The following is a 12,390-nucleotide window of genomic DNA, read 5'->3' as shown; positions in this document are numbered from 1 at the left end:
CTCCTTTCATATTTAGGTATCAAAAAAAGCAGAGAAATCTCTGCTTTTTTATTCCGCGTATAGTTCAGTCAATTTTTTCTGCACATCAGCATTTTCAAGGAACTCGTCATAGCTCATTTGCTTATCGACGATGCCGTTAGGTGTAATTTCTATAATTCTGTTGGCAATGGTCTGCACAAACTGATGGTCATGGGAAGTAAACAGCATAGCGCCTTTAAAGCTGATTAAGCCGTTATTGAGCGCTGTAATGGACTCCAGGTCTAAATGGTTAGTCGGCTCATCCAAAATTAAAATATTGGCGCCAGAAAGCATCGCTTTCGACAGCATACAGCGGACCTTTTCTCCCCCGGAAAGTACATTTGCTTTTTTGTGGACTTCTTCTCCAGAGAACAGCATGCGTCCTAAGAAACCGCGTAAAAAGCTCTCACTTTGGTCGTGCGGAGAATATTGGCGAAGCCAGTCTACAAGGTTCAGATCACTGCCTTCGAAATATTCGCTGTTGTCTTTTGGAAAATACGCTTGAGATGTGGTAACACCCCATTTAAACGTTCCGCTGTCAGCTTCCATTTCCCCGGAAATGATTTTAAACAGCGTAGTAACAGCAAGTTCATTTCGGCCTGTGAAAGCAATTTTATCTTCTCGATTCATAATAAAGCTGACATTGTCAAGCACCTTTACGCCATCGATTGTTTTTGTTAAGCCTTCCACGCGAAGAACATCATTTCCGATTTCCCGTTCCGGCGTGAAGTTAACATAAGGATAGCGGCGGGAAGACGGTTTAATATCATCCAGCGTGATTTTTTCGAGAAGTTTCTTTCTTGATGTAGCCTGCTTAGATTTAGACGCATTGGCGCTGAATCTAGCGACAAACTCTTGAAGCTGTTTAATCTGCTCTTCTTTTTTCTTGTTCGCTTCTTGAGAAAGCTTTAACGCCAGTTGGCTTGACTCGTACCAGAAATCATAGTTTCCGACATAGATTTGAATTTTGTTAAAATCAAGGTCGGCAATGTGCGTACATACTTTATTTAAGAAGTGACGGTCATGGGATACGACAATAACTGTGTTTTCAAAGTTAATCAGAAACTCTTCAAGCCACTGGATTGCCTGAAGGTCCAAGTGGTTCGTCGGCTCATCGAGGAGCAGAACATCCGGCTTGCCGAATAATGCCTGTGCCAAGAGAACTTTTACCTTCTCCGAACCGCCGAGGTCTGCCATCTTTTTTGTGTGCAGATCTTCTGAGATACCAAGGCCTTTTAACAGGATCGCAGCTTCACTTTCCGCTTCCCAACCGTTCAGTTCCGCGAATTCACCTTCTAGCTCAGCAGCACGAATCCCATCCTCATCTGAGAAATCAGGCTTCATGTAAATAGCGTCTTTCTCCTGCATGACTTCATACAGGCGTTTGTGGCCCATAATGACCACTTTCAGCACTTCATACTCTTCGTACTCAAAATGGTTCTGCTTCAAGACGGCAAGACGCTCGCCAGGACTCATATGCACGTCGCCTGTCTGAGGCTCGATTTCGCCTGACAGCACCTTTAGAAACGTTGATTTACCGGCACCGTTTGCACCAATTAACCCATAGCAGTTGCCTGGGGTAAATTTAATATTAACATCTTCAAATAACTTGCGATCCGCAAACCGCAAGCTTACATTATTTACAGCAATCATTTATTATCCTCCATCATGTCTATCATCAATAAAAGTATACCATGAATGCAGGGCAAGAGAAATGATTCCCTGATAAAACAGAGAGAAAACACTTATACACCTAAACCAGCCAGCTGTGTTACAATTAAAGAGAGAGAATGCATCCGCTCGGAAAATTACACACTCTCATGGAGGAACACGTTGAGGCTTTTAACACTTACTGAATATTGCTTACTGATCTTTTTTACGGGCTTTTACCTTGCCGTAACAGGCTTTACCGCCAAAGATATCGGCTTATATATAGGCATAGCCCTTATTTACATATTTTCGCACATCTTTTCTAAACGGCTTTTAGAAAAGCGCGGAAAAGAGAACAAACAGGTTCACCTTTTCTTCAGTGTGCTAGCTATTATCGGTTCAGTGTTCATCACGGTTTTATGCATTGCATTGGTCGCTTCTTTTTCAAAATAAAAACGCCTGCTGTCCTAGGCCAGCAAGGCGTTTTTATTTTGTTTGACGCATTTCGTTAAACGGGAAAAAGACAAACTTCGATGTGCCGACAATTCGATCTTCCGCGATCAGTCCCAGCCCGTTTCGGCTGTCCATAGAATTCAGCCGGTTATCTCCCATGACAAAGTATTTGCCTTTCGGAACCTTAACCGGTCCAAAGTCTCCTGTCAGACTGACACCAAGTTTTTCTGCTTCCTTCTTGTTTTTAGACAAGTAAGGCTCGGCTACTTTTTTACCGTTTATATAAAGCGTGTCATCCTTCATTTGAACGGTTTCTCCAGGCTTTCCGATCAATCTTTTTACATAATGGATTTTAGAAGTTTCACCGTTGATAATAACGATATCTCCGCGCTTCAGCTCGCCGATATAGTTGACTGTTTTATTCACAAACAGCCTTTCTCCGTCATGTAATGTGGGATACATAGATGAACCTTCAACTAAATACGGTTCAAACAAAAAGTGACGGATCAGGAGAGCCAGCAGAACAGCGATGACAATCGCTTTACCCCATTCCAGGTACGTATTGGTTTTTTTCTTCGCCGTTTTCTCAGTATTCGTATTTTTTTCCTCGGTCAAAGTGTTTCCTCCTAGACAATTGCTATGTCAGTTGTTTCTCTTCTTTTACTTTATCATAAAAAAGAATAAAATACATAACTTAACCGCGCTCCCTGCCGGCCGGATAAGAAAAAGCGTCCTTTCGAACCAAGGACGCTTTTTTTCTTATTTTTCTGTAACAGGTTTTTTGACGATACCGAGGATAATTGCCATCACGACAGCACCGATCACGATACTTAAAAGGTAAAGCATCGGATGGTTTGTAATGAAAGCTACGAATACTCCTCCATGAGGCGCCGGAAGCGTTACTCGGAAGAATTCAGTTAATCCGCCGGCAACAGCTGCACCGACTACAGCAGCTGGTATGACGCGAAGCGGATCAGCCGCAGCAAATGGGATCGCTCCCTCTGTTACGAAAGCAGCTCCCATGAAATAGCATGTAATACCAGCTTCACGGTCACGCTGAGTGAATTTGTTTCTGAAAATGGTTGTTGCAAGTGCGATACCAAGCGGAGGAACCATACCGCCGGCCATGATTGCTGCATGAGGCGCATAGTTGCCTGCATCGATCATGGCGATACCGAACGTAAAGGCTGCTTTATTAAGCGGGCCACCCATATCGATCGCCATCATGCCGCCCAAGATAATACCCATTAACACAAGGTTTCCAGTACCAAGGCTTTCAAGCCAGTTTGTTAAGAAATTCATAAATGCCGCTACAGGTGTATTGACGACAAATTGCATTAATACGCCAGTGATAAAAATACCGAACAGCGGGTAAATCAAAACAGGTTTTAATCCATCAAGTGACTGAGGGATAAACGTAAATACTTTTTTCAGTAAAATCACGACATAACCGGCAAGGAATCCGGCAATTAAGCCGCCTAAGAATCCAGCATTCGCTTGAGTAGCCATAAATCCGCCGACCATACCAGGCGCAAAACCAGGACGATCTGCAATACTCATCGCAATGAAACCGGCCAGAACTGCAACAATCAGTTTTAATGCATTGTCGCCGCCGATAAAGTTTAATGCTGCTGCAAACGTGTTGTAGCTAGGATCATTCGGATCAGCAGAGTGAATTCCCCAGAAGAATGAAATCGCAACGAGAATACCGCCGCCGACTACGAACGGAAGCATGTTGCTGACACCGCTCATCAGGTGCTTATAAAACGTGTTTCCGATACCGCTTCCAGACTTGCCTTTCGCTTCTTCATCATCGTTTGAAGCTGCTGAACCGCCGCCGCTGCCTTGATAAATCGGCGCATCTTGATTCATCGCTTTTTCGATAAGCTCTTGCGGACGTCTGATACCCGCCGTTACAGGAACTTGAAGTACGCGCTTGCCTTTAAAACGTTCCATTTCAACCTGCTTGTCCGCTGCGACAATGATTGCAGGTGCATCTTCGATTTCTTGGGCAGTGAGCTTGTGCTTAATGCCGCTTGACCCATTTGTTTCGACCTTAATTTCCACACCAAGCTCTTTCGCTTTTTCTTTAAGGGCATCCGCAGCCATGAATGTATGGGCAATACCTGTCGGACATGCAGTAACCGCTAAAATTTTTCCTTTTCCGGCAGGTGCTGGTGCCGCTTCTTCTTCCTCTTCGTCATCATCTTTATCGTGCTGATTAATAATGTCGATGATGGCATCTTCAGACTCAGCTTCAAGGAGCTGCTTACGGATTTCTTCACGCATTAACAGCGTTGAAAGTCTTGACAATGCTTCAAGGTGAGTGTTGTTTGCGCCTTCAGTCGCCGCGATCATGAACACTAAGTGAGCCGGCTGGCCGTCTAATGATTCATAATCGACGCCGTCTTTTGAACGTCCGAACGCGATCGCCGGGTTGATAACGCTTGCCGTTTTCGCATGGGGAATAGCGATTCCTTCACCGATACCCGTGGAGCTTTGGCTTTCGCGATTTAAAATGGCTTCTTTATAGGCTTGTCGGTCATTTAACTTTCCTGCCTTATCAAGAACAGTGACCATTTCGTCAATAACATTTTCTTTTTCTTTGCTCTCAATATTAAGCTTTATCGTATGCTTCGTTAAAAGCTCAGTTATTTTCACTTGTGTTTCCTCCTCTATAGACGTGTGACCTTAACTTCAGGAAGAAGCTGCTGGACAAATTCTTCTGTTCCAAGTTCTTCAGAGAACGCGGTAGCACTGCCTGAAGTAACTCCTAAGCGGAATGCTTCTTCAAGCGGCAGCTGTTTGGAAATTCCGGCAAGGAAACCTGCAACAACGGAATCCCCTGCTCCGACTGAGTTTACCAATTTCCCCTTTGGCACGTTAGCAAAATAAACAGCTTCGTTCGTAAACAGAAGCGCTCCGTCTCCGGCCATTGATACGATTACATGTTCAGCGCCTTGTTCTACAAGCTTTTTCCCATAAGGAACGGCTTCCTCAACAGATGTAATGGCCGTGCCGAACATTTCTCCAAGCTCATGATGATTTGGCTTCATCAAAAATGGTTTCATTTCTGTTGCTTTCAAAAGAGCCTCGCCTGAGATATCCAGAACAACTCGTGCGTTCTGCTGTTTGCAGGCCTCTGCGATTTTTTCATAAGTATCGTGAGGGAGTGAAGATGGAATGCTTCCTGCAAGAACGACGATATCTCCCTCTTGCAAAGATTGGAACTGTTCTAAAAAGGCTTTGAAATCTTCATCCGAAATTGTCGGTCCCTGCCCGTTAATTTCAGTTTCATCACCAGTTTTCAGCTTTACATTGATACGGGTATCCCCTTTCACTTCAGAAAAAGCTGTTTCCAGGTTTTCTTCCCGTAAAAATGTTTTGATATATTCTCCGGTAAATCCGCCGACGAATCCGAGCGCTTTAGACGCCACATGGTGTCTTTTCAGCAGTCTCGATACGTTGATGCCTTTGCCCCCTGGATACTTGGTATCATACGAAGAACGGTTCAGGCCTCCTACAGAAAAATCTTCAACGTGAACTATATAATCGACAGATGGATTAAGTGTTACAGTGTAAATCATGGTTTCACTACCTTTACGACAGTTTTTTCTTGGTAATTATCGAATGTAAGCTCTTCAGCGTCAGTCGTAATGATTGTTGCGTCGCCTATTCCGGCGAATGCCGAAAATGAAATTTCTCCGAACTTCGAAGGGTCTGCTAAGACGTAAGCGTGTTTTGCCTGTTTGATCGCTTTCTGTTTTAAAAGGGCCTCATCAGGGTCCGGCGTTGTAAATCCAGCCTCTGTATGGACACCGTTTGTCCCCAGAAAACTCTTGTCAAATCTGTACTGGTCCATGGCAATCAATGAAGCGCCTCCAATAATCGCGCCCGTTCTGTGCTTTACGTATCCTCCAAGCAGATAAAAAGAAATTTCTTTCCTTATTAATGCATCGATATGCATTACCCCGTTTGTGACAACGACAATATCTTTGGTTTTATCCATAAAATCAATCATGTGCAATGTCGTCGTGCCTGCATCAAGGTAAATGCAATCCCCTTCTTCTAAAAGAGAAGCTGCTTTTTCAGCAATCTTCAGTTTATCGTGAAGGTTTTTGGATGATTTTTCAAGCATATCGGGTTCAAGTCTGATATCGGAAAGCTTGGCCGCTCCACCATGAACGCGCTTTAAAAAACCGCGTTCTTCAAGTGTCGATAAATCTCTTCTGATTGTTGATTCAGAAGCATTAGTCAGATTTATAAGCTCTTGAATCTTTACCACATCATGCTTTTCTATTTGATCAATAATCAATTGATGCCGTTCAGGAGTTAGCATGCTTCACCTCCTAATGAAAACGTATTCATTTTGAATACAATTTCATTGTAAACGCTATTTTCGGTTTAGGCAACTAAAATCATTCAAATTCATTCAATAACTATCAAAATCTTTCACGTTTCTCCATATTAACGTATGTCTATAGGGTTTGTAAACTGTAAATTCGACAAAAATAAGGACAATTGTACGACATTTTCTTCTTATTTTAATGAAAAAAGTCTTTTATATTCATAGTAGAAATCACTAAACATAAAAAAACCTCATGCATGTTGCATGAGGCTACTCATAACGCAGCGCTTCAATGGGATCAAGCTTTGCAGCTTTATTTGCAGGTAGCATGCCGAAAATAACACCAATGAGCATACTGAACAGCACGCCCCCGCATACAACCTGCCAGGATATGAGTGACGGCCAGCCCGCAATGGCTGAAACAAGCGCGGCCCCTCCGTATCCAATACCAATCCCGACCAGACCGCCAATTAGCGTCAATACGACTGACTCAATTAAAAACTGAGTCAGAATCTGTCCCCTCGTCGCACCGAGGGATTTTCTGATTCCAATTTCCCGTGTCCGTTCTGTGACTGATACGAGCATGATATTCATGACACCGATTCCGCCGACCAAAAGGGAAATACCTGCAATTGAGCCGATAATCGTCGTCATAATTGCCGTTACCTTGCCAATTCCAGCCGCAATCTCTTCCATGTTCATCACTTGATACGAATCCTCTGTGCCATGATTGTCATTTACCAGCTGTGCTGCTTCTTTTCCTGCCGATTTTATGTCGTCTGCTGATTCGACCTGCAATGATACGTTACTGAAATCACTTGTGCCAAAAGAGGATTTCATCATATTAAATGGCACATACATTTCACTTAAACCGAAAGAAAGCAAGCCTGTTTCTTTTTTCAGCACACCGATAATTTCAACGGGCTGTCCGTTTATCCAGACAACTTCACCTAAAGGGGAGGTTTTATCGAACAGTTCTTCAGCCATCTTTTGAGAGATGATTCCGGCTCTATTCCCCGCGAGAAAGTCATTGTCGGTAAATGTTCTGCCGCTTTCGATTTCTAAAGAATTGACATTCATGTATCCATCATTTATTCCGTTAACCGTAGCATCGGTTTCTTCTTCGTGATAACGCGCTTTCATACTTTCAGAAGTCGAAGCAACGACTTGTTTAATGCCTTCTATTCCTTTTAAACCTTTAATATCGTTTTCTGTAAACGTAGATTCAGCTGCGGCGTTCGGGTTGCTTGCAAGCTCCTCGTCGCTAGGCATATAGTACAGCTCCACAGTATTTCCCGGGCCGCTGATCGACTGCTTCAGCATTTGCTCGCCGCCCTGTCCTACCGCAACGACAACAATGACAGAGCCTACACCAATGATAATGCCGAGCATCGTTAAGATCGAACGCATTTTATGGGCAAGGACAGAGCTTAGAGCCATTCTGATGTTTTCTAACAGGCTCATTCTCCCACACTCCTTTGTCCGGAGCTGGCAGGAACAATGTTTCCGTCACGCACCATGACGATCCGATTCGTGCAATCTGCTACTTCAGGCTCGTGAGTAACCAGAACGATTGTCGTTCCCTCGGCATTTAATGCTGTAAACTGATCCATAATCGCCTCGCTTGTTTTCGTATCCAGGGCGCCGGTCGGTTCATCAGCTAAAATCAATTTCGGCTCATTCACGATCGCCCTCGCAATCGCCACCCGCTGCTTCTGCCCGCCCGACAGCTCGTTGGGCATGTGGAGCATTCGATCGGCTAACCCGACCTTTTCCAATGCTCTCTCAGCCCGCTCTTGACGTTCCTTTTTGCCTATCCCGGAATAAATCATCGGCAGCTCGACATTTTTTTTTGCGTTCAGCCGCGGAAGAAGCTGAAATTGCTGAAATACAAAACCGATGGACCGGTTACGGACTGCCGCCAGTTCTTTATCTTTATATGAAGAAATGTCTTCGCCGTCCAATTGATATGTACCGGAAGTCGGCCGATCAAGACAGCCGATAATATTCATGATCGTCGATTTTCCTGATCCTGACGGCCCCATAATCGAGACATATTCACCTTGATGAATGTCCAAATCAATAGAATGGAGAACATCAAACGTTTCCTTTCCGATCTGGTAGCTTTTTCGCACATTAGAAAGCTGAATCATTTAAGATTTCACTTCCATTCCGTCAGTCACCTGATCAGATGGATTCAAAATGACTTGATCATCTTGGGTAAGCCCCTCTTTAATTTCTGTCAGGTCATCTGTCACTTCGCCGATTTTGACATCAACTCGCTTTGCTTTTCCGTCTTTTACTGTATACACATAATATTGGTCATCTTCTTTTTTGACTGCCTTTGAAGGAAGCGTATTTGCTTTCCGTTTATCTGTTTCAATATTCATGATAAATTTAAAGCCTGGCTTTCCTTCTGGAAGATTTCCTTTTATTTTCACTTGAAGCGGGTATTGGACCGCCTGTTCTGTTCCTTGTGCCGCAGCGCTCTCCTGCTGATCCGGAACAAGCCCGACTGCGGAAACCGTGCCTTTCCATGTTTTACCCTGTATTACATCTGAAGTGAGTGTGACCTTCTGGCCTTTTTTGACTTTCAATGTATCGTATTCAGACAATTTCCCTGAGACGACAAGGTCTTTTGGGTTGCCGATATGTATGACAGGCTCTTGAATATCTGACTTTTTGGATGCCGCCTCTTGGTTGACAGAAATAACGGTGCCTTCAATTTCGCTTTTCACTTCAAGATCTGATACCCGGTTGGCAAGTGACTGTCGCTGAAGCTCGGTTTGTTTTAATTCGATCTCCGCTGTTTTTTTCTGCATTTGAAGCTCTGTTCGTTCAGATTCGATTTGTTTTTCTGCTTCTTTCTTTCCTACCTGTTTTTCCAGTTCTCTTTCTTTGCTGTCTAAGGCTTTTAACTTTTCTTGAATTTGGTCAATTTGAAGCCGATTGGATTCAGACGTTAACTGGTTCTGTTCTTTTTCCAGGCTCAGCTGCTCATTTGTATAGGTGACTAAAGGCGTGCCCTTTTTAACTTTATCGCCTTCCTTTACTTTAATGTCTTCTAATGTCCCTTTATCAGCTTCATAAAAGACATACTGTTCATTTGAAAATTTTAGCGTGCCAGGAACCATAACCGTTGATGAGATTTCATTTTCTTCAACGCTCCCCGCCTGTATCTCCTTGCCGGCGCTGCCGCTTGTTGGAGCGGCAGACCGGTATATATTGATTCCAACAAAAAGAGCGACTATAACTGCGATTCCAATTCCGATCCAGACTTTTTTCATGAGCTTATGCACCCGCCACAGAATTGATTAAACCTGAAAAAAGCGAAAATACAACTAAAATTCCGAATAGAATGATTGCTGAAATCCACCCGGCTTTTTTGGAGATGCCTCCCGTTTTGTGAAGTCCGATTGCTAATAATACAAAGCTCCAGATGCTGAAAATTTCAAAGGTATTTAACACGCTGGCAAGAGCCCCGTCAGATGGGATAATCCCTGCCAGTGACGTCGTGCTGTAAAGAGGATTCACGTCAGTCGTAAAAGCAACGATTCCATTAACCAATAATCCGAGACTGCTAATTAAAGAGACAAACAGACCGAGAGAAAGCATTTTTTTATATGTCGTAACTCCGCCTGATATTTTTACACAGAGCCAATAAATAAGAGGGGCAATAAATAATGCTGCGATACCGCCGATAATAGCGCCTGCCATTCCGCCAAATTTGGTTATTGTTGCGACAGTTTCCATTTGTTCAGCAGATAGCCCTTGCGTATCCTGGCTTTTCAAAAGCTCACTATAATCCGTACCGAGTGATTGTAGCACGGCACCGACGATGATAATTGCTGCAACAATCAAAAGCGGTCCCCATACAGCCGGCCTTTCTCTTATTCTTTCAAATTGAACGGACGGACTTGTGATTACTCCGAAAAGTGAAGGCTTTTCAGTCGCCGTTCCGCTGTTTTTTTCTACATTCGTTTCCATTTCAAAACCTCCTTGAGAATATCTAACAAATAGTACGGGAAGGATATCAAAAAGTTTCATGTTTTTCTAATAAATTTCCAAAAACCTTCAATATTGAAGGCTTTTCATATTATTCTATCGCTGTGCTGTATTGCGCTTTCACAAGCCCGGCATAAATGCCTCCTTTAGCGAGCAGCTGATCATGGTTCCCTTCTTCTATTTTCCTGCCGTGATCAAGAACAATGATGCGGTCGGCGTCGCGGATCGTAGACAATCTGTGAGCGATCATCACTGCTGTACGCCCTTTCAGAAGCGTTTTTAACGCTTGCTGAATTTTTACTTCTGTCTCTGTATCAATGCTTGCCGTTGCTTCGTCAAGGATGATAATAGCCGGATCGGCGAGCAATGCTCTTGCAAATGAAATGAGCTGACGCTGACCGGCAGACAGTACGCTGCCCCTTTCCTCTACCTCTGTTGCGTATCCTTCCGCTAAATCGGAAATAAACTCATCCGCTCCGACCGCTTGGGACGCTTTCATCACCTCTTCATCCGAAGCATTTGGCCTTCCAAAACGAATATTTTCCATGATGGTCCCAGAGAAAATAAATGTATCTTGCAGGACAATGCTGATTTGAGAGCGCAGACTGGCAAGGGAAAGATCCTTAATCGGTATACCGTCTATTTTAATGGTGCCTCCGGTCGCATCATAAAAACGGCTGATTAAATTGGCAATCGTCGTCTTCCCGCTCCCTGTATGCCCGACAAGCGCAAGCGTCGAGCCCGCCGGAATAGAGAAAGAAACGGCGTAAAGGGCTTTTCGTTTTTCATCATACGAAAATTCAACCTCTTCAAAACTGATCTCCCCATTTATCTTTTCATTATGAATGGCATTGGGCTTCTCCTTGACATTTGGCTGTTCGTCCAGAAACTCAAAAATCCGTTCTGATGATGCCATCCCCATTAACAGCTGATTATAGACCTGACCCAGTCTCGAAATAGGTTCCCAAAACATTCCCAGATAGAAAGCAAAAGAAACGAAGACGCCAATCGTAATGGTTTCATTCATGATGAGTGTGGCTCCATACCAAATCAAGACAGCCGTCCCAATCGCATTCGTCATTTCTACAAGCGGACGGAACATGGCATTTTTTCTAGTTGCTTCCCGCCATGATTCGTAGTTCTCCTGATTGACACCGTCAAAATACGCCATGTTTTCTTCTTCCTGCGTAAATGCCTGTGTGACCCGGATGCCCTGAATGCTTTCGTTTAGATGAGAGTTGAGCTTCGATTGCTTTAGCCGTACCGTTTGCCAGGATCGGCGTATTTTTTTTCTGAGACTTGTTGAAATAAAAAACATAATCGGCAATGTCACCATGATGGCTATAGTCAGCTCAGGGCTCAGCGTAAACAAAATAATAATCACGCCGGCCAGAAGCAGCAAGTCGGTCAACAAATTGATGACTCCGCTTGTAAAGAGCTCCTGAAGAGAGTTAATATCATTCATGATCCTGACTAAGATCGATCCCGCCGACCGCTGATCAAAAAATCGATGGGATAAGCGCTGCACATGGGTAAATAAATGCTGTCGCAAATCGTAAATGACATGCTGGCCAAGCTGATTCATCCACCTGATTCTTAACACATTGGCGGCGTAATTGAGGACATATAAACCGCTAATAATAAAAATGAGCTGAATCAGCAGCTCCGAGTTTCTCCCTGTAATCGCTTGATCAAGAACATAAACGCCGATCAAAATGGGGATCACAAGCTTCACAGCAGTGCCAATCAATACAGTGAGAAAAGAAAGCGGCAAAATTGTTTTTCGATATGGTTTGACATAGCTCAGCAGCCGCCACATTTGAGCCCAGTTAAACGGCTTTTCAATGATTTCATCTGAAGAGTAATAGAAACGCTCTAAAACCCCCTGTTTTTTCGCTTGTTTCATTTGGCCCCTC

Annotated in this window: 11 protein-coding genes; 1 reads left to right on the top strand and 10 read right to left on the bottom strand. The window is 43.8% G+C overall.

The annotated features are described in order from the left end of the window. Positions 1-48: 48 nt before the first annotated feature. Complete coding sequence (locus MKX38_RS07715) at positions 49-1,671, bottom strand: ATP-binding cassette domain-containing protein (RefSeq protein WP_003232344.1); 1,623 nt, start codon at positions 1,669-1,671, stop codon at positions 49-51. A gap of 180 nt (positions 1,672-1,851) precedes the next feature. Here MKX38_RS07715 and MKX38_RS07710 point away from each other — a divergent pair, with 180 nt between their 5' ends. After that, entirely contained in the window at positions 1,852-2,121 is a 270-nt protein-coding gene (locus tag MKX38_RS07710) for a hypothetical protein (RefSeq protein WP_003232345.1), read from the top strand. Between the two features lie 33 nt (positions 2,122-2,154). Here MKX38_RS07710 and lepB read toward each other — a convergent pair whose 3' ends face one another. The 9 genes from lepB to MKX38_RS07665 form a co-directional block, all read right to left on the bottom strand. Continuing rightward, positions 2,155-2,736 carry a signal peptidase I gene (gene lepB, locus MKX38_RS07705; protein WP_003232348.1) on the bottom strand — a complete coding sequence of 194 codons (582 nt, stop codon included), beginning with the start codon at positions 2,734-2,736 and terminating at the stop codon, positions 2,155-2,157. Positions 2,737-2,880: 144 nt separating this feature from the next. Further along, entirely contained in the window at positions 2,881-4,782 is a 1,902-nt protein-coding gene (locus tag MKX38_RS07700) for a fructose-specific PTS transporter subunit EIIC (protein ID WP_319620614.1), read from the bottom strand. Between the two features lie 14 nt (positions 4,783-4,796). Continuing rightward, positions 4,797-5,708 carry a 1-phosphofructokinase gene (gene pfkB / locus MKX38_RS07695; protein WP_033883800.1) on the bottom strand — a complete coding sequence of 304 codons (912 nt, stop codon included), beginning with the start codon at positions 5,706-5,708 and terminating at the stop codon, positions 4,797-4,799. Then, complete coding sequence (locus MKX38_RS07690; RefSeq protein ID WP_014476685.1) at positions 5,705-6,460, bottom strand: DeoR/GlpR family DNA-binding transcription regulator; 756 nt, start codon at positions 6,458-6,460, stop codon at positions 5,705-5,707. The genes pfkB and MKX38_RS07690 overlap by 4 nt, the downstream gene beginning before the upstream one ends. 279 nt (positions 6,461-6,739) lie before the next feature. Beyond that, positions 6,740-7,933 (bottom strand): sporulation-delaying-protein transporter subunit SkiZ, encoded by a 1,194-nt coding sequence (skiZ, locus tag MKX38_RS07685; protein WP_015252177.1) that lies wholly within the window; start codon positions 7,931-7,933, stop codon positions 6,740-6,742. Further along, the gene (yknY, locus tag MKX38_RS07680; RefSeq protein ID WP_003232356.1) at positions 7,930-8,622 is read right to left on the bottom strand and encodes an ABC transporter ATP-binding protein YknY; all 693 of its coding nucleotides are present in this window, start codon (positions 8,620-8,622) and stop codon (positions 7,930-7,932) included. Before yknY ends, skiZ begins: the two co-directional genes overlap by 4 nt. Continuing rightward, positions 8,623-9,756 carry an efflux RND transporter periplasmic adaptor subunit gene (locus MKX38_RS07675; protein ID WP_029317740.1) on the bottom strand — a complete coding sequence of 378 codons (1,134 nt, stop codon included), beginning with the start codon at positions 9,754-9,756 and terminating at the stop codon, positions 8,623-8,625. It lies immediately after the preceding gene. Between the two features lie 4 nt (positions 9,757-9,760). Beyond that, a complete protein-coding gene (yknW, locus tag MKX38_RS07670) occupies positions 9,761-10,456 on the bottom strand; it encodes a toxin SDP protection protein YknW (RefSeq protein WP_014479677.1) in 696 nt (231 codons plus the stop codon). Positions 10,457-10,565: 109 nt separating this feature from the next. Then, positions 10,566-12,380, bottom strand: a complete 1,815-nt coding sequence (locus MKX38_RS07665) for an ABC transporter ATP-binding protein (protein WP_220396745.1) — start codon at positions 12,378-12,380, stop codon at positions 10,566-10,568. Positions 12,381-12,390 lie beyond the last annotated feature (10 nt).

Source organism: Bacillus sp. FSL M8-0025, from assembly GCF_037975475.1.
Lineage (GTDB): Bacteria > Bacillota > Bacilli > Bacillales > Bacillaceae > Bacillus > Bacillus subtilis.
This window is presented reverse-complemented; position numbering and strand designations above follow the sequence as displayed.